Here is a 20,025-nt window from a genome sequence, read left to right on the forward strand (position 1 = left end):
TTCACCGGGCACACACAAGAGGCACACAAAGGCCCCGCCATCGCACTGGATGACGGGGCCGCATCACGTTATGGTCCGGGGCATCACGGGTGGAAGGCGACCTTCCGCGCTTCTCAGTCCCCCCGGGGAAGTGCCCCTCACGGCACGTCAACTCCCCGGTAGCATCCCGTGATGATCGGCAACACGACGCCCGTGCAGGCCGGCCGACCCCGTCAGTACCCCACTTGAGGATCTCGATGACATCCATACCGGAGGCGCTGTTGTGGTGCCTCAGCGCAGGTACGGCCGCCGCCGTGGTCCTGGCGGCGCTCTCGATCCGGGCGCGCGGCCAGCGCGCGGACCTGAGATCACGTCTCACCGCCGCTGAGGAACAGAACAGCGCCACGCTCCACAGCAATACGGAGCTGACGGCCCGGCTGCGCGCCACCGAGGCCGAGATCCGGCACCTGGCCGAAACCCGGCTCCCCGATCTGACGATGGCGCTGGCGCACCCGCATGTGCCCGTACCGGGGCTGATGGACGCCCGGTTCGCCGGGACGGACGCCGACCGGGCGCTGTGCGCCGTACTGGAGCAGGTCAGCGACGCCATCACCAGGGAGCGGGCGCGGGTCGACGCCGCCGCGCAGTCCACGCTGCGCGGGGCGACCACCACCATTCAGGCGCTGCTCTACCAGCTCCAGACGGCGCTGCAGGAGATGCAGCACCGCTACGACGACCCGGACGTCGCCCAGGACCTGCTGAACGCCGACTTCCTCAACGAGCAGGCGCTGCGAAGGGTCCAGGCCACCGGCGTCGTGTGCGGCGCCTGGCCGGGGCTGACCCGTGAGGACTCCTACCTCGCCGAGCTGGTCGTCGGCGCCACCTCCCGGCTGCGCGGCTACGAGCGCGTACAGATCAGCAACCAGCTGCGCGACCCGGTCGCCGTCGTCGCGCGGGCCGTCGAGCCGGTCGCGATCGTCGTCACCGAGCTGCTGGCGAACGCGCTGCACCACTCGCACCGTGAGCTTCCGGTCATCCTCACCCTTCAGCAGGGCAACCGCGGCGCGTCGGTCCTCGTCGACGACTACGGCGTCGGCATGCACGACGACGAGATCAAGGCCGCGATGGAGCTGCTGGCGGGCGACGAGGACGTGCTGCTGACCCAGCTCGGTGACCCGCCGCGGTCCGGCTTCGCCGCCGCCGGTCAGCTGGTGCGCCAGTACGGCTTCGGTGTGCACGTCGAGCCGTCGCCGTACGGTGGCGTGCGCGCGGTCGTGTACATCCCGGGTGACCCCCTGCTCACCGTCCTCGACGAGAGCGCCCAGCCCATGTCGGTGATGGCGCCGATGCCGCACCGTTCGGGGGTGCCGGACCGGTCCGCGTCCGTGCTGCCGACCGGCACCGCGTCCCCTGCGGCCGCCGCGCCCGCCCCGTCCGCACCGGCCGCCCCTGCCGCAGCGGCGGCTCCGGCTCCGCGGCGGGACGACCGGTCCGAGGCCGCGCCGCCCGTCCAGGCGGAGGGCGAACTCCCGCGCCGGCGCCGCCGTAAGCCCGTATCCGAGAGCGAGGAGAGCGCCGAGCGCACCGCCTCGCCGCCCCCGCGCTCCCCGGAGGAGACCGGGTCCCGCTGGGCCGCACTCCAGCGCGGCACCGAATCCGGCCGGGCAGCCGTCCAGTCAGAACCCCCTCGCAGTCCCGAAGGGAACGCTTAATCATGAACAGCCCCACCCGCCGCCGTGTCGCCGAGGACAAGTCCTGGGTGCTCACGCCCCTCCTGGAGTTGCCGCATGTTATCCACGCGGCCGTCATTTCCGGCGACGGCTTCATCGAGGGCTCCTCGCCGGGGCTGAAGCGGGACTCCGCCGAGGGGGTCGCCGCCATGATGTCCGCGCTCCAGGGCGCGGGTCGTGCCGTCACCGCCGCGTTCGCCGAGAAGGACGACACCAGGCTGCGGCAGACGGTCATCGAGTCCGATGAGGGTTTCGTCTTTGCGATACCGGCCGGCGAGAACACCTGCCTGGCCGTCTTCGCCGGCCCGGAGGTGAACATGGGCGTCGTCGCACACCACATGCAGGTCCAGGTCACGACGCTGGGCAACAAGGTCATGAACAGCCGGGCCCGGGACCTCGGTACCCCGGCATGACACCACGCCAGAGCAGCGGCAGGCGCCTCGTACCGGCCTATCTGGCGACCGGCGGACGCGCCCGGCCGAGCCGCAACACCCTCGACCGGCTGACCCTGCTGCACGGCGTGGGGATGCCGATCACCAGTGAGGTACGCCCGGAGGAGCAGCGCATCCTGGAGCTGCTGCAGCCCGGGGCGCTGTCTCTGGCCGAGGTCGCCGCCCACCTTCACCTCCCCGTGAGCGTGGTGAAGGTGCTGGTGGCCGATCTCGTCGACGCCGGGCGGCTGCACGCCCGGCCCCCCATCCCCGAAGCCGAGCAATTCGACCGACAGATCCTGGAGAGGGTTCTCGATGGACTCCGCTCTCTCAAGTGCTAGCGCCGACACGGCCGCGGGCACCGGCAACATGTACCTCTCCGGCGAGCACCAGACCCTGGTCAAACTGCTGGTCGCGGGACCGTTCGGGGTCGGCAAGACCACGCTCATCCGGGCGTTGTCCGAAACCCCGCCGCTGCACACCGAGGAGGTCATGACCCAGACCGGCGCCGGTGTCGACGATCTCGCCGGTGTCCGGGAGAAGACCACCACCACCGTCGCCATCGACTTCGGACGGCTGACGCTGCCCGGGGACCTGGTGCTGTACCTGTTCGGCACACCCGGGCAGAAACGTTTCCGGCCCCTGTGGCAGGACATCGCCCGCGGTGCGCTGGGCGCGCTGGTCCTCGCCGACACCCGCCGGCTGGCGGACTCCTTCGAGGTGATGGACATCGTCGAGGAGGCCGGGCTGCGCTACGCGGTCGCCGTCAACACCTTCCCCGACGCGCCCCACTACGACGCAGACAAGCTCCGCGAGGCGCTCGATCTGCACCCCGACACCCCCCTGGTGATGTGCGATGCCCGCGACCGGGAGCAGTCCGTCGACGCGCTGATCGCGCTCGTCGGGCACGTCCTGGCCCACACCCCCGAGGAGAACCCGAACCCGTGACTTCCCCGCACCAGCCGGGAGCCGCGCCGCCACCGGGCTGCCCGGCGCACGCCGCCCCTCCGCAGCAGTACCCGCCCGCGCAGCCCGACGCCCAGACGCCGGTGAAGCTCTACGGACCGGACTTCGCCGCCGATCCGCGCCGTATCTATGCGCAGTTGCGCCAGTACGGCGCGCTGGCACCGGTCGAGATCGCACCGGAGGTGACCGCGATGCTGGTCACCGACTACCGGGCGGCGCTCGATCTGCTGCACGACGACGCCACCTGGTCCAAGGACTCCCGGGAATGGATGACGACCGTCCCGCCGGACTCCCCCGTCATGCCGATGCTGATGTGGCGCCCCAACGTCTTCTACGCGGACGGTCCTGCGCACGTCCGCTACCGGGACGTCATCGTCGACAGCTTCAAGCTCGTCGAGCCGCATGAGCTGCGGGCCCGCGTCCACCACGCCGCGGACATGCTGATCCAGCGGTTCGGTGCGCACGGCGAGGTCGATCTGATGGCCGACTATGCGCGGCTGATCCCGCTGTTGATGTTCAACAACCTCTTCGGGCTGCCGGATTCGTACAGCGAGCGGCTGATCGCGGCCATCGCGGGCATGCTGGACGGCAACTCCCCCGAGGAGGCCGCCGCCGCCAACGACGCGTTCACCACCTACATCATGGAGCTGGTGGGCGCGAAGAAGGCGCAGCGCGGGCCGGACCTGACCTCCTGGTTCATGGACCACGCCAACGGGCTGAACGACGAGGAACTGATCCACAACATCATCCTCACGATGGGCGCGGGCAACGAGCCGCTCGCCAACCTCATCGGCAACGCGCTGGCGCGGATGCTCTCCGACGACCGCTACTACAACACCCTGACCGGCGGCGCGCTCACCGCGCACGACGCGATCAACGAGGTGCTGTGGAACGACCCGCCGCTGACCAACTACTCCGCCCACTTCCCGGTCCGTGACGTCTTCTTCCACGGCACCTGGGTGCGCAAGGGCCAGCTGGTGATGGTGTCGTACGCGGCCGCCAACAGCCAGTTCGACACCACCGGGCAGACGGGTCCCGGCTCGGGCGGCGGCTCGCACCTGGCCTGGGCGGCCGGTCCGCACGCCTGCCCCGTGAAGCGGCATGCGCTGCTGATCGCCACCACCGCGATCGAGCGGCTCACCGCCTGGCTCTCCGACATCGAACTGGCCGTGGACACCTCCACGCTGCAGTGGCGCAACGGCGCGTTCCACCGGGCGCTGGTGGCGCTGCCGGCCCGCTTCACGCCCATCACCCCCGACCAGGCAGGAGCAACTCCATGGCACAACAGGGACAGCGGCCCTACGTCATCGACGCGGTCGGAAGCGACATCCACGGAGAGGCAGCCCGCCTCCGCGCGCTAGGCCCGGTGGCCCGGATCGAGCTGCCGGGCGGCATCGAGGCCTGGACGGTGACCAGCCACACCCTGCTCAAGCAGCTGCTGACCGACGACCGGGTCTCCAAGAACCCCCGGGACCACTGGCCGGCCTGGCAGCGCGAGGAGGTCCGCACCAGCTGGCTGCAGTCCTGGATCGGCGTCACCAACATGTTCACCGCGTACGGTGCCGACCACCGGCGGCTGCGCAAGCTGATCGCCCCGGCGTTCACCGCCCGCCGCACCGAGGCCATCCTCCCGCGGGTGGAGAGCATCACGCAGGCCTTACTGGCCGACCTCGCCGCCCACCCGGCGGGCGAGCCCCTGGATCTGCGGGAGCGCTTCAACCACCCGCTGCCCATGCAGGTCATCTGCGAGCTGTTCGGCTTCCCGGACGGCGCACCGCGCGCCGAACTCGCCCGTCACGTCGCGGCCATCATGGACACCACGGCCACCCCGGAACAGACCGCTGCCACGGCCGCGGGCGTGTTCGCCCTGCTCAGCGAACTGGTCGCGGACAAGCGCGCGAACCCGGGCGAGGACCTGACGAGCCTGCTGGTCTCCGCCCGGGACGACGAGGGCCAGCGGATGACCGAGCAGGAGCTGCTCGACACCCTGCTGCTGGTCATCGGTGCCGGCCATGAGACCACCGTCGACCTGCTGGGCAATGCCGTCCATGCCCTGCTCACCCACCCCGACCAGCTCCAGCTGGTGCGCTCGGGCCAGGTCTCCTGGAAGGACGTCATCGAGGAGACCCTCCGCTGGGCCCCCAGCATCGCCAGCCTGCCGCTGCGCTTCGCCGTCGAGGACATCGACATCCCGGGCGGCCCCACCATCCGCAAGGGCGAGGCGATCCTGCCGGGATACGCCGCGGCCGGCCGCGACCCCGTCTTCCACGGGGACACCGCCGCCGACTTCGACATCCGGCGCACCGACCCGGAGCACCTCGCCTTCGGCCACGGCGTCCACCACTGCCTGGGCGCCCCCCTGGCCCGGATGGAGGCCCGGATCGCCCTCCCGGCCCTGTTCACCCGCTTCCCCGAGATCCAACTGGCCGTCCCGGCCGAGGAGTTGGAGGCGACGTTCGGCTTCATCTCGGGCGGGCTGCGCAGTCTGCCGGTACGGCTGACCGCTGCCTGAACCGGCCGGTACCCGACCCCGTCACCCGCTTCGGGTGGCGGGGTCGTCGCCTTCGCCGGCATTCCGTCGCCGGGGCGCTTGTGTGGGCAGGCTCAGGACGGCGTACGCGCCGCCGCCAGCAAGCGGTGGGTATCGGCGGGGCGGAGCATCAGCGCACTGCCGACGGTGCTGAGCACCTCGCGCTCCGCGGGCGTGTAGGCGCCGTCGGCGAGCGCGATACGGGCGCCCTGGAGGAGCAGCGCCTCGCGGCCCGCCGGGGCAAGGTGCGGGGCCAGCGGCTCCAGCGTCTCGTGGAGCTCTATGGCCAGCGCGGTGCCGCACGGGTCCATGCCCTGGTGGGCACAGAGGCCGGTGGTCGCCCCGTCGTAACTCCCGGTCACCCGGCCGGTGTCGGCGGCGAGCGCGGCGAGCAGGGTCAGCAGCTGGTCCTCGGAGCAGTCGGCGAAGCCGGCCGCGCGGACCGTGGCGACGGCGGTCTCGCGGACCGCGCGCGAGGAGGTGCCGCCGGCCGCCAGCAGCGCCAGGGTGAGGGTGTGGACGGCGTCCCTGAGCATCGCGGAGAACCGGATGGTGGTGGGGTGGTCGAGGGCGTCCGGGCCGAAGTGGCCGCGGCAGGCGGAGCACTCCAGGACGGGTCCGGCGGCGCCGCGGGAGAGCAGCGGGACGCCGAGGACGGTGAGCCGGCGGCGGCCGGTCCGGCGGAGGTAGTTGCGGTCCCCGCCGCAGTCCGGACAGAAGAACTCGCCGTCGGCGACGGTACGCCAGGACGTGCGCACGCCCATCACACACATCTTGAGCATCACGTCAGCCCTCCGTAACTGCCCCGTAGCCCTCACAGCACGGGAGGCACCCATGGCCCCGTCGCCGTATGGGACGTGATGTTAGCCACATGTGTGATGTGGCGTCAGCACCTCGTATCGGACAACTGGCCGGATGGCGAAGGGCCCGGCCCCGCTCCGTAGGGGCGGGGCGGGGCCCGGCGGCGTCCTGGAGAGACCCGGCCGCGGCTCATCGGCCGAGGTCGCCGGCCGTAGGGGGTCAGCAGCGCTCCGGCGGCGTCAGCCTTGCGGGGCCGTCAACAGCCCGGCCGGCGTCCCCCCGCTGTGGTGGAGGACCTTGGCCACTTCCCGGGCCTGATTGTCCAGTCCGCGGGCGTTGGGGTGGACCAGGGTGCAGGCCTCGCCGGTGCCGGGGATGTTGTTGCACAGCTCGGTCGGCGGGTCGGTCTGGTCGCCGTCACCGGTGAGGTTGTCCCTGATCCCGTACATCCACTTCGCGTCCCCGCTCTGGCAGACCCCGTGCCCCACGCTCGGCCCGTAGGTGTCGGCATAGGTCGCGTCCTGGTGGTCGGCGTGTCGGTGCAGCAGGTCGTTCATACGCACCTCGAGCCCGTCCAGCCAGGGCATATCGCCCTTCTTGATGCTGCCGAGCTGGTTCCAGTGCAGGAAGGTGCAGCCGGAGGTGTCCGGAACGATGGCCGGATAGCCGACGACGACGACCTTGGCGTGCGGCGCGGCGGCGTGGATCGCCGTCATCATGCGGCCGAAGTCGGCATCGAGCTGGACGAAGCGGTCCTGGAGCCAGCCCGCCCCCGCCCCGCTGCCGGTGTAGTAGTCGGTACAGGGCTTGGTCTTCAGGGGCTGGGTGAGCCCGAGTTCGAGGCACTTGGCCAACACGGGCCCGAATCCGAGGGAGTTGCCACCGATGCCGACGGTGACGAAGTCGGTATCCGAGGACAGCGCCTCCAGCTGCGGGGGCAGCTCGGGCCAGCCCCCCTCGGGCGGGATCGTGGGCGGGCCGAGGATCTTGTCGGACGGCTGGGGCTCCAGAATCCCGTCGACGACCTCGGCCGCCCCGCAGGTCACGTCCCTGAGCCGGTAACCGAACCGCTCTGCCACCTGGTGCGGGTAGTTGCGGTACGAGCGGCCGCAGCCGTCGCCGGCGTCCCAGGGGCGGACGAACACACCGGCGCTGTAGGAGTCGCCGAGCGCCACGTATTCCGGGCGGTCGGCCGCCCCGGCCGGGGCTCCGGTCACCGCTGGTGCGAGGGCCGAGGCCACCACGGCGAGAGCGGCGGCTCCCGCCAGCGCCAGCCGGGAGAGTGCGGGCATGCGAAATCTGGTCATCTGCACGTCCTTGGTGTGCGCGCCGCGGCCTGTCCGACCGGCGCTCATCACCAAAAGTACCAACTCAATTACGCAGAGTTACAACAGGAGGTTTCAAACCCCACCTTCAGGTGGCGGCGCCGCACAACGGCGCACCCCCGCAGCCCGGTGAGAGCTGCGGGGGCGCGGCGAGCAACTCCGTGCTCGGATCCGTGAGTTGGGACCGTCCCGTCGGGTCAGCGCGAGGCGCGGTTGACCGCCGAGGCGACCGCCTTGATCGAGGCGCGGACGATGTTGGCGTCGATACCGACGCCCCACAGCACCTTGTCGCCGATCGCGCACTCGACATACGCGGCGGCCTGGGCGCCGGCGCCCTCGCTCATGGTGTGCTCGACGTAGTCCAGGACGCGCACGTCCGTGTCGATCGCGGCCAGCGAGTCGATGAACGCAGCCAGCGGACCGTTGCCGGTACCGGTCAGCACGGTGTCCGCGCCGTTGACGACCGCCTCGACGGTGAGCGCGTCCGAGCCCTCGGTCGTGGTCGAGGACTGGGCGGAGCGCAGCGCGATCCGGCCCCAGGCGTTGTCCGGCGTGGGCAGGTACTCGTCCTGGAAGGTGGACCAGATGGCCGCGGGCGTGACCTCGCCGCCCTCGCTGTCGGTCTTCTCCTGAATGATCCGGGAGAACTCGATCTGCATCCGGCGCGGCAGGTCCAGCTTGTGGTCGTTCTTCAGGACGTAGGCGATACCGCCCTTGCCGGACTGCGAGTTGACGCGGATGACCGCCTCGTAGGAGCGGCCGACGTCCTTCGGGTCGATGGGCAGGTACGGAACCGCCCACTCGATGTCGTCCACGGTCTTGCCGGCGGCGGTGGCCTCGGCCTCCATGGCGTCGAAGCCCTTCTTGATGGCGTCCTGGTGGGAGCCGGAGAAGGCGGTGTAGACCAGATCGCCCGCGTAGGGGTGGCGCGGGTGGATCTCCATCTGATTGCAGTACTCGCTGGTGCGACGGATCTCGTCGATCTGCGAGAAGTCGATCTGCGGGTCGACGCCCTGGGAGAACAGGTTCATGCCCAGCGTCACCAGGTCGACGTTGCCGGTGCGCTCGCCCTGCCCGAACAGGCAGCCCTCGATCCGGTCCGCGCCCGCCATGACCGCCAGCTCGGCGGCGGCGACCGCGGTGCCCCGGTCGTTGTGCGGGTGCACCGACAGGCATACGTGCTCGCGCCGGGACAGGTGGCGCGACATCCACTCGAAGCGGTCGGCGTGCGTGGACGGCGTCGAACGCTCCACGGTGGCGGGCAGGTTCAGGATGATCTCGCGGCCCTCCTCGGGCTGCCAGACGTCCATCACCGCCTCGCAGACCTCCAGCGCGAAGTCCAGCTCGGTGTCGGTGAAGATCTCCGGGCTGTACTGGTAGCCGAAGATCGTCTCGTCGCCGAGGATCTTGTCGGCGTACTCCATGACCAGCCGGGTGCCGTCCACGGCGATCTGCTTGACCTGGTCCTTCGAACCACGGAAGACGACCCGGCGGAAGACCGGGGCGGTGGCGTTGTAGAGGTGCACCGTGGCGCGGTGGGCGCCGCGCAGCGACTCGACGGTCCGCTCGATCAGCTCCTCGCGGGCCTGCGTCAGGACGGAGATCGTCACGTCCTCGGGGATCGCGCCCTCTTCGATGATGGAGCGTACGAAGGCGAAGTCGGTCTCACCGGAGGAGGGGAAGCCGACCTCGATCTCCTTGTAGCCCATGCGCACCAGCAGATCGAACATCTCGCGCTTGCGGGCCGGCGACATCGGGTCGATCAGCGCCTGGTTGCCGTCCCGCAGGTCGGTCGACAGCCAGCGGGGCGCGACGGTGATGCGGTTGTCCGGCCAGGTGCGGTCCGGGATGTCCACCGCTTCGTAGCGGCTGTACTTGTGGACCGGCATGCCGGAGTCCCGCTGCAGCTGCGTCGCGTTCGTCACCGGGGTGCGGCGGCCGACGGCATGATCTGCGGGGTTCGACGGATTCGACATGGTGCGTGGGGCTCCTCGTATTCCGCTGGGGTCCCTCTGCTCGCGGGGAGTCAGGAGGGGGCCGACGGGGCGACAAGATCGCAACACCGAACTCCGCGGGGAGGGGGTCGGCCTACGACTACAGGCCCTCGCCGCGGCAGCTAAGGAGAAGCAGCCCGAAACGCATAATGCACAGCACCCTAGCCGAGGTCCGCCCTGCATGGCGGTGGCGTATCAGTATGCGGGACGGGACGACCCTTAGGGCATAAATGCGACTAACCACACTTTTCCGGGAATTTCAGCCGCGGGCAGTGACAGTTGCATTACACAGTGCCACCGTTTGTTCATGGACCTCAACAACGCGACGTCAGAACCGGCCGACTGCGGCTCGCCCGTCTTCTGCACGATCATCCCGCCGCACATCCTCGACAACCTCGCCCAGTCCGACGACCCGGCCCGGCACGAGCCCGCCCGCCGCACCCTGGAGCACGACCACGCACGGCGTGCCCAGCGCCGCGAGATCGCCGCCCGCGACCTCACCCCCGGCGATCCCGAAGCCGCCGCCGCCAAGCCGAACCGCACCATCTACGACGCCCGCCACCAGGCGACCCTGCCCGGCCACAAGGTGCACTCGGAGTCGGACGGCCCCGTCAAGGACGCCTCCGTCAACCGCGCGCACGCCGGCCTCGGCGCCACCTTCGAGCTCTACCTCAAGGTCTACGGCCGCAAGTCCATCGACGGCGCCGGCCTGCCGCTCAACGCCACCGTCCACTACGGCCAGCGCTACGACAACGCCTTCTGGGACGGCGAGCGGATGGTCTTCGGCGACGGCGACAACGACCTGTTCAAGGACTTCACCATCCCCGTCGACGTCATCGGCCACGAGCTGACCCACGGCGTCACGCAGTACACCGCCAACCTCGACTACGAGGGCCAGCCCGGCGCCCTCAACGAGTCCGTCTCCGATGTCTTCGGCGTACTGATCAAGCAGTACGCCCTCGGCCAGACCGCCGACCAGGCCGACTGGCTGGTCGGCGCCGAGCTGCTCGGCCCGAACGTCACCGGCAAGGCCCTTCGCTCGATGAAGGCCCCCGGCACCGCGTACGACGACGATGTCCTCGGCAAGGACCCGCAGCCCGCCACGATGAAGGGCTATGTCCACACGACCGGCGACAACGGCGGTGTGCACATCAACTCCGGCATCCCCAACCACGCCTTCTACCTGGTGGCCACCGCGCTCGGCGGCAAGGCCTGGGAGCGGGCCGGCCAGGTCTGGTACGACGTCCTGACCGGCGGCAAGCTGGCCAAGAACGCACAGTTCGCCGACTTCGCCGGCCTCACCATCAAGGCCGCCCAGGCTCGCTTCGGCGCCGCCGCCGAACACGACGCCGTGGTCAAGGCCTGGACCCAGGTCGGCGTGACCCCCAAGTAGTACGGCGCGGGTACGAGGTCCGCGGGGCGGGGGCTCAGCAGCGGGTCCCCGCCCCGCGCACGCATGCAGAGCCGCCGCGCGCCCCGCCCCGTCCACGCATACCGTGTCCCCGAGGGGTAGAAGTCCGTGTAAGACGTCTGACGCCCAAGGAGCCCGTTATGCGCATCCACGTCCATCGCACCGGCGGTTTCAGCGGCGTCGACCGCCGCGCCGAGATCGACACCTCGGGCCGCGACGACGCAGCGGACTGGCGGACCCTGGCCGACAAGGCCGTCGCCACCGCCCGCACCGAACCCCCCGTCGGGGTCCCGGACGGCTTCAGCTACCAGATCACGGTCGACGGCCGGACGGTGTACTGCTCCGACCCGCGGCTCACCCAGGAACAGCGGACGCTGATCACCAAGGTGCTGAAGGAAGGCTCGTAGGCGGCACGGCCGGCTCCGGAACGCCGGCCGCCGACCGGCCTGCCCTGAGCCCAACTCCCGTGTAGCACCGCACCCTTGACACCGTTACCGCCGGTTACAAGGATCTCGTCCATGACGACGGTGCCGGACCCCTCGCTGCCCCTGCCCCGCTTCCCCCGTGACTTCGTGTGGGGGGTGTCGACGTCCGCCGCGCAGATCGAGGGCGCGGTGGGCGAGGACGGGCGGGGGCGGTCCGCGTGGGATGTGTTCGCGGCGGAGGGCGGGAGGATCAAGGACGGGTCCGATCCGCGGGTGGCGACCGATCACTACCACCGGTACCGGGAGGACGTGGCGCTGCTGGGGGAGCTCGGGGTCGGGGCCTACCGGTTCTCGGTGGCCTGGCCGCGGGTGGTGCCGGACGGGAGCGGGGCGGTCAACGGGGCCGGGCTGGACTTCTACGACCGGCTGGTGGACGAGCTGCTGGCGGCGGGGGTCGCCCCCGTACCGACGCTGTTCCACTGGGATACGCCGCAGGCGCTGGAGGAGGGCGGCGGCTGGCTCGTCCGGGAGACGGCCGAGCGCTTCGCGGCGTATGCGGAGGTGGTGGCGGGGCGGCTCGGGGACCGGGTGGTGCGGTGGATCACGCTCAACGAGCCGGCCGAACTGACCCTGCTGGGTTACGGGTTGGGGCAGCATGCGCCGGGACGGCAGCTGCTGTTCGAGGCGCTGCCGGCGGCGCATCACCAGCTGCTGGGGCACGGACTGGCGGTTCAGGCGCTGCGGGCCCAGGGGGCGCGGGACATCGGGATCGCCAACTCCCACGGGCCGACCTGGCCGGCGAGTGCGGCGGAGGCGGACACCGCGGCGGCCGACCTCTACGACCTGCTGCTCAACCGGCTGTTCGCGGAGCCCGTACTGCTCGGGAGGTATCCGGACGAGGATCTGGCGGGGCTGCTGCCGGGGCCGGTGGCCGAGGATCTGGAGATCATCTCGCAGCCGCTGGACTGGTACGGGATCAACTACTACCAGCCGACGCTGGTGGGTGCCCCGGCGGCCGAGGGTTCCGGGCCGACCGCCTTCGGCGGGATCCGGCTGCCGCCCGAGCTGCCCTTCGCGCCCCGCGAGATCCCGGGGTACCCGCGGACCGACTTCGGGTGGCCGGTGGTGCCCGAGGCGCTGACCGAGCTGCTGGTGTCGTTCCGGGAGCGGTACGGGGACCGGCTGCCGCCCGTCGTGATCACCGAGAACGGGTGCGCGTACGAGGGCATCGAGGACGGGGAGCGGATCGCGTTCCTGGACGGGCATCTGCGGGCGCTGCATGCCGCCATGGACGCCGGGGTGGATGTCCGCGGGTACTTCGTCTGGTCGCTGCTGGACAACTTCGAGTGGGCGGAGGGGTACGCGCGGCGGTTCGGGCTGGTGCACGTGGACTACGCGACGCTGCGGCGGACGCCCAAGGCCTCGTACCGCTGGCTGCGGGACGCCCTGCGGGAGCAGGCCCGGGGGTGAGCGCTCCGGCGGCCCCCACGGCGCCGTCGGAGCCGTCGGAGCCGGTCGGGCGGGGCTGGACCGCCGCGCTGTCGCTGGCCAACGGGGCGATCTGGGCCGGGTGGTACGGGCCGCTGCAGATCCTGCTCGCCCTCCAGGCCGCGGAGCTGGCGCCGCCCGGGATGCCGAAGGAGTCGGTGCTGGCCTGGGTGACGGGGCTGGGGGCCGCCGTCTCGATGGTGTGCAACCCGCTGGCCGGGGCGCTGTCGGACCGTACGGCCTCGCGGTTCGGGCGGCGCAGGCCGTGGATCCTCGCGGGCGTGCTGGGCGGGGCCGGTGCGCTGGTGCTGCTGGCCGGGGCGGGCACGGTGGCGGGGATGGCGCTGGGGTGGTGTCTGGTGCAGCTCACCCTCAACGCGGCGTTCGCGGCGATCACGGCGGCGGTGCCCGACCGGGTGCCGCACCGGCAGCGGGGAGCGGTGGGCGGCTGGCTGGGGGCCGCGCAGATCCTCGGGGTGGTGGCCGGTACGGGCCTGGCGACGGCCGCGGGCGGGGTGCGCGCGGGCTATGCCGCCTGTGCCGGCTGCACACTGCTGGGCACCCTCCCGTTTCGCGCTGATGACGGACGTGCTGCCGGCCGCCGCCCACCGCGGCAAGGACATGGGCGTCCTCAACATCGCCAACTCGCTGCCGCAGGTGGCCGCCCCGGCGCTGGCCGGGCCGCTCGTGCATGACCTCGGCGGCTACCGGACGCTGTACTTCACCGCCGCGGCGGTCGGGCTGCTGGGGGCGCTGCTGGTGCGCCGGATCCGGGGCGTGCCGTAGGGGTCCCCCGGGCGGGGCTCAGAAGCCCAGCTTGCGCAGCTGCTTGGGGTCGCGTTGCCAGTCCTTGGCGACCTTGACGTGCAGATCGAGGAAGACCGGCGTGCCCAGCAGTGCCTCGATGTGCTTGCGGGACTTGGTGCCGACCTCCTTCAGGCGCTTGCCCTTGGGGCCGATGATGATGCCCTTCTGGCTGGGGCGCTCGATGTAGACGTTGGCGTGGATGTCGAGGAGCGGCTTGTCGGCGGGGCGGTCCTCGCGCGGCAGCATCTCCTCGACGACCACCGCGATCGAGTGCGGCAGCTCGTCGCGCACGCCCTCCAGCGCGGCCTCGCGGATCAGCTCGGCGACCATGACCTGCTCGGGCTCGTCGGTGAGGTCGCCCTCGGGGTAGAGCGGCGGGCTCTCGGGGAGCATCGGGACGAGCAGGTCCGCGAGGAGCGACACCTGGGTGGCGCCCACCGCCGAGACCGGGATGATCTCGGCCCAGTCGATGCCCAGCTCCTTGCCGAGCTGGTCGATGGCGATCAGCTGGGTGGCCAGCGCCTTGGAGTCGACCAGGTCGGTCTTGGTGACGATGGCGACCTTGGGGGTCTTCTTGATGTCGGCCAGCTCGGCCGCGATGTAGCGGTCACCGGGGCCGATCTTCTGGTCGGCGGGCAGGCAGAAGCCGATGACGTCGACCTCGGACCAGGTGGTGCGGACCACGTCGTTCAGCCGCTCGCCGAGCAGGGTGCGCGGCTTGTGCAGCCCCGGGGTGTCGACGAGGACCAGCTGGGCCTCCGGGCGGTGCACGATGCCGCGCACCGTGTGCCGGGTGGTCTGCGGGCGGGTGGAGGTGATCGCCACCTTCGTGCCGACGAGAGCGTTCGTGAGGGTGGACTTGCCCGCGTTGGGGCGGCCGACGAAGCAGGCGAAGCCGGCGCGGTGCGCGGCGGAGGACTCTGTACGAACGCTCATGGCGCCCATTCTCCCCGATCCCGGGCGCGGCTCCGACCACCGGGCGCACAGTGCCCGGCGGCCCGGCGGCACCGGAGTGCCCGGCGGGGGCGGCCCTCCGGTGCCGGCGGGCCGCCCGTGCTGCCGTCCCGTACGCTCCGGCGGCTCAGGCCTGCGTCTCGCCCGCCGGGACGGTGCTGCGCAGGGCGCCGTCCGGACCGGCGACGAGGACGGGCGTCCCGGGGCCGCCGAGGTCCCGTACGGCCGCGCGGTCCGCGTCGCTGGCGGCCTCGGCGTCGGTGACCACGGCCGCGGCCTCCAGCGAGGTGGCCCCGCTGGCGACGGCCATCGCGACGGCCGTCTGCAGCGCGCTGAGCCGGAGCGAATCCAGGGCGACGGTGCCGGCGACGTAGGTACGGCCGGTCTCGTCGCGGACGGCCGCGCCCTCGGGCACGCCGTTGCGGGCCCGCGCCGAGCGCGCGAGCGTGATGATCTTGCGGTCTTCGGGGTCCAGGGGTGCGGCATCGCTCATACCGGCGAGCATATGCGGGCGGTGGTCGGCGGGCGGCGCGGGCCCTTCGCCCCGGGCCGCCCCGGGGTGCGTCAGCCCGCGACCGAGGACATCCCCCCGCGCCGGCCCTCGGGGGAGGTGAGCCACTCCAGCTTCGCCGCGGTGTCCGACTCCGGGCGCGGATTGTGCAGCACGATGCTCAGGTCGGGGCGGACCGGGATCTGCAGCAGGGTGGTCTCGAAGAGCAGGGCGCCGACGTGCGGATGGACCATCTCCTTGTGGAGCGTGCCGCCGTCCTGGACGTCGGCGCGCGCCCACAGCTCGGCGAACTCCGCACTGAGTGCGGAGGCCTCCCGGACGACCGCGTCGAAGCCCTCGTCGCCGGGCCGGACCGAACACGCGGCCCGGAACTGTGCCACGACCAGGGGCGCAATGGTCTCCCAACTGGCGGCCCGCGCACGGTAGACGGGGTCGGTGAAGAACGCGATCAGGCAGTTGCGCGAGACGCCGGGGCGGCCGTGGCCCAGTACCAGCTGCGCCGCTTCGTTGTAGGCGATGGTGTTCCAGTACGGGTCCATGATGTGCGCCGGGAACGGCATCCAGGCGTCGATCAGCCGCTGCAGGCCCGCGCACACGTCGGTGCGGCCCAGCTCCTCGGCGTCCTGGCGCGGGGGAGGGTTCAGCCCGGCCAGGACGTACAGATGCCGCCGTTCGGCGCCGTTGAGCCGCAGCACCCGGGCGACCGCGTCCAGCACCTGCGGCGAGACGGTGATGTCGCGGCCCTGCTCCAGCCACTGGTACCAGGACGCGCCGACCCCGGCGAGGACGGCGACCTCCTCACGGCGCAGTCCCGGAGTGCGGCGGCGGCCGCCGTCGGGCAGGCCCGCCTCGGCCGGGGTGACCCGGGCGCGGCGGGTCATCAGGAAGTCGCGGAGTTCCTGGCGGCGGCGCGCGGCGTCCTGAGTGGCGGCGTTCGAGACCACGTATCTCCCCCTGTGTGCGTGGCTGGTGGTGCGTACACCACGATAAGTTGCCGCTCCCCACTGCGTATTCCGCGGCGGCAGGCTCGGAGCATGCCAGTTACCGACATCTCATCTCCCGCTCCGCACCGCCCCGGTGGCCGGGCGGACGCCTCCGCGGCTCCGGCCGCCACCTCGTCCGCCGCCCCGGCTCCCGCCGACGCGTCCGCGGGCGCACGGATGACCCCGCGCGCCAAGCTCATCCTGCTGCTGCTGTGCGCGGCGCAGTTCATCATCGCGCTGGACTTCTCCATCCTGAATGTGGCGCTGCCGGTGCTCGGCCGGGACCTGGGCATGGGCCAGGCCGATCTGCAGTGGGCGGTCACCGCGTTCGCGCTGCCGTCGGGCGGCTTTCTGCTGCTGTCCGGCCGGGTCGCCGATCTCTTCGGGCGGCGCAGGCTGTTCCTCATCGGGCTCGCACTGTTCACCGCGGCCTCCGTCCTGGCCGCGCTGGCCTGGTCGCCGGCCGTCTTCCTGGCCGGGCGGGCGCTCCAGGGGCTGGGCGCGGCGATCATCGTGCCGACCGGGATGTCGCTGCTGACCACCACCTTCGCCGAGGGCCCGCAACGCGAGCGTGCCCTGGGCATCAGCGGCACCCTGCTCTCGCTGGGCTTCACGATCGGCATGGTGCTGGGCGGGGTGATGACCGATGCGCTGGGCTGGCGCTCGACCATGGGCCTGCTGTCCGTGGCCGGGGTGGCCGTCCTGGCCACCGCGCCGGTGGTACTGACCGAGTCGCGGCACCCGGAGCGCCCGCGGCTCGATCTGCCCGGCGCGGTCACCGTCACCGGCGGGCTGCTGGCGCTGATCTACGCCCTGTCGACCGCCGCGCAGCGGGGCTTCGGCCGCCCGGACGTGCTGGTCACGCTGGTCGTCGGCGCCGTGCTGCTGGCCGCGTTCGTCCGGGTGGAGTCGCGGGCCGAGCAGCCGCTGGTGTCGCTGCCGATGCTGCGCCGCCGCAGCGTCGCCTGGGGCAATCTGGCGGGCCTGACGACGTTCGCGATGATGAGCACCGTCGTCTTCCTGCTGACGCTCTACCTCCAGGAAGTGCTGGGGCTGTCCGCCTTCCTCACGGGTCTGGTCTTCGGGGTGCAGGGCGCGGTCTCCGCGCTCGCCGGTCTGGTCGCCCCGAAGGTCATCGGCCGGTTCGGCGCCCGCCGCACCCTGGTGACCGGGCTGCTGCTGCAGGCCGGCTGCACGGCCGCGCTGCTGGGCCTGGGTACCGAGACGGGCGGCTGGCTGGCTCTGGTCGCGGTGTCCTGCGGCAGCCTCGGTCACCTGTGGGCGATCATCGCGTACGGGGTGACCGCCACCTCCGGCCTCCCTAACGACCAGCAGGGCCTGGCCACCGGTCTGGTCACCAGCTCCCAGCAGATGGGCCTCACCCTCGGCATTCCGCTGCTGAGCGCGGTCGCCTCGGCGCACATCGGCGCACTGCGGGCGGACGGCAGCGGCTTCGCCGAGGCCACGCTCGGTGGCATCAAGCTGGGCCTGGGCCTGGACGCGGCGGTGGTCGCGGTGGTCGCACTGCTGGTGGCCGTCGGGCTGCGGACGATCCGTGCGACGCCCCGCGGCTGAGGCAACAGGTGGTTGCCCCGGACCCCCGTGGCCGGGGCAGCCCGCATTGCAAGATTTCTCTTCCGCAATACCCGTGGCGGCCGCATGGGGCGCAACCGCCTGAAGATCCTTCCATGGCGCAGCACACAGAATCCAGTGCCTCAGGAAATGGCTTGCAGAACATCTGCGGTGCACCGGAGATAAGTAACCGGCGTTTTGGTGACGGCGGAAATGCTCCCGCCGTCACCGGGAGTTACGTGGCGCGTTCCGCGTCCGTTCAGCCGGCGGACCGGCCGCCCGTCGACGGCTCCCGGGAGGCGCTCGTCCCGTCCGGGCGCACCGGCTCGCACAACACCGTGATGATCTTGTTGCGGCGTCCGGCCGGTGCCTCGGCGGTCAGCCGGAGCGCCTTCAGACCGGGGTCGGAGGCGTCGTAGGAGAGGTCGACCTCGGCGGTGGCGCCGGCGATCGGGACCCGGCCGAGAAGCTTGGCGAGCAGCCCGCCGACCGTTTCGACATCCTCGTCGTCCAGCTCGGCCAGGCCGTACAGCTCGCCGAGGTCGCCGATGTCCAGCCGGGAGGTGACGCGATAGCGGCCGTCACCGAGATCCTCGACGGGCGGCAGCTCACGGTCGTATTCGTCGGTGATCTCGCCGACGATCTCCTCGAGAATGTCCTCGATGGTGACGATGCCGGCCGTGCCGCCGTATTCATCGATGACCACCGCGACGTGATTGCGGTCCTGCTGCATTTCCCGCAGCAGATCACCGGCGTTCTTGGTGTCGGGGACGAAAACGGCGGGTCGCATGGCCGTGGAGACCAGTTCGTTCTCGGCGTCGCGGCTGATGTGGACCTTGCGGGCGAGGTCCTTGAGGTAGACGACGCCGACGATGTCGTCCTCGTTCTCGCCGGTCACCGGGATCCGGGAGAAGCCGGAGCGCAGCGCGAGGGTCAGCGCCTGGCGGATGGTCTTGAAGCGCTCGACGGCGATCAGATCCGTCCGCGGCACCATCACCTCACGGACGAGGGTGTCGCCGAGCTGGAAGACCGAGTGCACCATCCGGCGCTCCTCGTCCTCGATCAGCGACTCCTTCTCGGCGAGGTCGACCAGGGAGCGCAGCTCGGCCTCGGAGGCGAACGGACCCTTGCGGAAGCCCTTGCCGGGGGTGAGGGCGTTGCCGAGGAGGATCAGCAGCTGCGGGACGGGGCCCATGATGCGGGCCAGCGGCAGCAGGACGTAGGCGGCGGCGGTGGCGGTGTTCAGCGGGTGCTGGCGGCCGATCGTCCGCGGGGAGACCCCGACGGCGACATAGGAGACCAGCACCATCACCCCGATGGCGACGGCCAGCGCCTGCCAGGTCTCCTCGAAGGAGCGCAGGCAGGCGTAGGTGACCAGGACACCGGCGGCCATCTCGCAGCCGACCCGCACCAGCAGCGCGACATTGAGGTAGCGGGTGGGGTCGGCGGCGACGGCGGCGAGCTTGGCGCTGCCACGGCGGCCGGAGCGAACGGCCTCCTCGGCGCGGAAGCTGGTCGTCCGGGCCAGGCCGGCCTCCGCACAGGCGGCGAGCCAGGCGATCACGACGAGCAGGACCGCGACCGCGATCAGCTGGGTGGTCATCGGGTGTCCCGTCAGGTCACGGTGGGGGCCGGCGAGGGACCGGTCAGGCCCTGCTCGGCACGCCAGCCGTCGATGATCGCCGCCTGCAGGCCGAACATCTCGGCCTTCTCGTCCGGCTCTTCATGGTCGTAGCCGAGGAGGTGGAGCACGCCGTGGACGGTGAGCAGCTGGAGCTCCTCGTTCATGCTGTGCCCGGTGGGGGCCTCCTCGCCCTGCTTCTTGGCGACCTCCGGGCACAGCACGATGTCACCGAGGAGCCCCTGCGGGGGCTCCTCGTCGTCCTTGGCCGGCGGACGCAGCTCGTCCATCGGGAAGGACATCACATCGGTGGGGCCGGGCAGGTCCATCCACTGGAGATGGAGCTGCTCCATGGCCTCGGCGTCCACGACGATGACGGACAGCTCGGAGAGCGGGTGGATGCGCATCCTGGCGACGGCGTAGCGGGCGACGTCCAGGATGGCCTGCTCGTCGATGTCCGTGCCGGACTCGTTGTTGACGTCGATGGACATGAGGGT

General features: G+C 71.5%; 18 protein-coding genes and 1 pseudogene. 11 read left to right on the forward strand and 8 right to left on the reverse strand.

The window, feature by feature from the left end:
* The first annotated feature begins 236 nt into the window (after positions 1-236).
* Genes BKA18_RS11910 through BKA18_RS11935 form a run of 6 tightly spaced genes read left to right on the forward strand, consistent with a single transcriptional unit; the run spans position 237 to position 5,618 of the window.
* Positions 237-1,691 (forward strand): ATP-binding protein, encoded by a 1,455-nt coding sequence (locus BKA18_RS11910; protein ID WP_366043122.1) that lies wholly within the window; start codon positions 237-239, stop codon positions 1,689-1,691.
* Between the two features lie 2 nt (positions 1,692-1,693).
* Entirely contained in the window at positions 1,694-2,122 is a 429-nt protein-coding gene (locus tag BKA18_RS11915) for a roadblock/LC7 domain-containing protein (RefSeq protein ID WP_366043123.1), read from the forward strand.
* A complete protein-coding gene (locus tag BKA18_RS11920; protein ID WP_006605714.1) occupies positions 2,119-2,481 on the forward strand; it encodes a DUF742 domain-containing protein in 363 nt (120 codons plus the stop codon). The genes BKA18_RS11915 and BKA18_RS11920 overlap by 4 nt, the downstream gene beginning before the upstream one ends.
* Before the next feature lie 28 nt (positions 2,482-2,509).
* A complete protein-coding gene (locus BKA18_RS11925; protein ID WP_235447198.1) occupies positions 2,510-3,088 on the forward strand; it encodes a GTP-binding protein in 579 nt (192 codons plus the stop codon).
* Positions 3,085-4,467 (forward strand): cytochrome P450 family protein, encoded by a 1,383-nt coding sequence (locus BKA18_RS11930; protein ID WP_366043124.1) that lies wholly within the window; start codon positions 3,085-3,087, stop codon positions 4,465-4,467. Before BKA18_RS11925 ends, BKA18_RS11930 begins: the two co-directional genes overlap by 4 nt.
* Complete coding sequence (locus tag BKA18_RS11935) at positions 4,383-5,618, forward strand: cytochrome P450 family protein (RefSeq protein ID WP_366043125.1); 1,236 nt, start codon at positions 4,383-4,385, stop codon at positions 5,616-5,618. Before BKA18_RS11930 ends, BKA18_RS11935 begins: the two co-directional genes overlap by 85 nt.
* Positions 5,619-5,710: 92 nt before the next feature.
* Here BKA18_RS11935 and BKA18_RS11940 read toward each other — a convergent pair whose 3' ends face one another.
* From BKA18_RS11940 to leuA, 3 genes are all read right to left on the reverse strand, one after another.
* The gene (locus BKA18_RS11940; protein ID WP_366043468.1) at positions 5,711-6,418 is read right to left on the reverse strand and encodes a TerB family tellurite resistance protein; all 708 of its coding nucleotides are present in this window, start codon (positions 6,416-6,418) and stop codon (positions 5,711-5,713) included.
* Between the two features lie 258 nt (positions 6,419-6,676).
* A complete protein-coding gene (locus tag BKA18_RS11945; protein WP_366043126.1) occupies positions 6,677-7,744 on the reverse strand; it encodes an SGNH/GDSL hydrolase family protein in 1,068 nt (355 codons plus the stop codon).
* 215 nt (positions 7,745-7,959) lie between these two features.
* A complete protein-coding gene (leuA, locus tag BKA18_RS11950) occupies positions 7,960-9,738 on the reverse strand; it encodes a 2-isopropylmalate synthase (RefSeq protein ID WP_366043127.1) in 1,779 nt (592 codons plus the stop codon).
* 325 nt (positions 9,739-10,063) lie between these two features.
* Here leuA and BKA18_RS11955 point away from each other — a divergent pair, with 325 nt between their 5' ends.
* The 4 genes and pseudogenes from BKA18_RS11955 to BKA18_RS11970 all read left to right on the forward strand — a co-directional run bounded on the left by BKA18_RS11955 (position 10,064) and on the right by BKA18_RS11970 (position 13,866).
* On the forward strand, positions 10,064-11,149 hold the full coding sequence (locus tag BKA18_RS11955) for a M4 family metallopeptidase (RefSeq protein ID WP_366043128.1): 1,086 nt from the start codon (positions 10,064-10,066) through the stop codon (positions 11,147-11,149).
* Between the two features lie 158 nt (positions 11,150-11,307).
* Positions 11,308-11,574: a protealysin inhibitor emfourin gene (locus BKA18_RS11960; RefSeq protein ID WP_147245215.1), complete on the forward strand. Its 267-nt coding sequence runs from the start codon at positions 11,308-11,310 to the stop codon at positions 11,572-11,574.
* A 111-nt stretch (positions 11,575-11,685) separates the two neighbouring features.
* Positions 11,686-13,062: a GH1 family beta-glucosidase gene (locus BKA18_RS11965; protein ID WP_366043129.1), complete on the forward strand. Its 1,377-nt coding sequence runs from the start codon at positions 11,686-11,688 to the stop codon at positions 13,060-13,062.
* Positions 13,059-13,866 (forward strand): annotated as a pseudogene (locus BKA18_RS11970) (MFS transporter). The gene BKA18_RS11965 and the pseudogene BKA18_RS11970 overlap by 4 nt, the downstream one beginning before the upstream one ends.
* A gap of 18 nt (positions 13,867-13,884) precedes the next feature.
* Here the strand turns inward: BKA18_RS11970 and era are convergent.
* From era to BKA18_RS11985, 3 genes are all read right to left on the reverse strand, one after another.
* Complete coding sequence (gene era, locus BKA18_RS11975) at positions 13,885-14,832, reverse strand: GTPase Era (protein ID WP_382974155.1); 948 nt, start codon at positions 14,830-14,832, stop codon at positions 13,885-13,887.
* 136 nt (positions 14,833-14,968) lie between these two features.
* A complete protein-coding gene (locus tag BKA18_RS11980) occupies positions 14,969-15,346 on the reverse strand; it encodes a hypothetical protein (RefSeq protein ID WP_006605702.1) in 378 nt (125 codons plus the stop codon).
* A gap of 59 nt (positions 15,347-15,405) precedes the next feature.
* Positions 15,406-16,296: a helix-turn-helix transcriptional regulator gene (locus BKA18_RS11985; protein ID WP_366043132.1), complete on the reverse strand. Its 891-nt coding sequence runs from the start codon at positions 16,294-16,296 to the stop codon at positions 15,406-15,408.
* Positions 16,297-16,386: 90 nt separating this feature from the next.
* Here BKA18_RS11985 and BKA18_RS11990 point away from each other — a divergent pair, with 90 nt between their 5' ends.
* On the forward strand, positions 16,387-17,910 hold the full coding sequence (locus tag BKA18_RS11990; protein ID WP_429638316.1) for an MFS transporter: 1,524 nt from the start codon (positions 16,387-16,389) through the stop codon (positions 17,908-17,910).
* Between the two features lie 256 nt (positions 17,911-18,166).
* On the opposite strand, the gene BKA18_RS11995 is transcribed toward BKA18_RS11990, so the two are convergent.
* Positions 18,167-19,510, reverse strand: coding sequence for a hemolysin family protein (locus BKA18_RS11995; RefSeq protein ID WP_366043134.1), 1,344 nt, complete (start codon positions 19,508-19,510; stop codon positions 18,167-18,169).
* Between the two features lie 11 nt (positions 19,511-19,521).
* Positions 19,522-20,019: an rRNA maturation RNase YbeY gene (ybeY, locus tag BKA18_RS12000; protein WP_006605698.1), complete on the reverse strand. Its 498-nt coding sequence runs from the start codon at positions 20,017-20,019 to the stop codon at positions 19,522-19,524.
* Positions 20,020-20,025 lie beyond the last annotated feature (6 nt).

The organism is Streptomyces auratus, from assembly GCF_050433025.1.
Classification (GTDB): domain Bacteria; phylum Actinomycetota; class Actinomycetes; order Streptomycetales; family Streptomycetaceae; genus Streptomyces; species Streptomyces sioyaensis.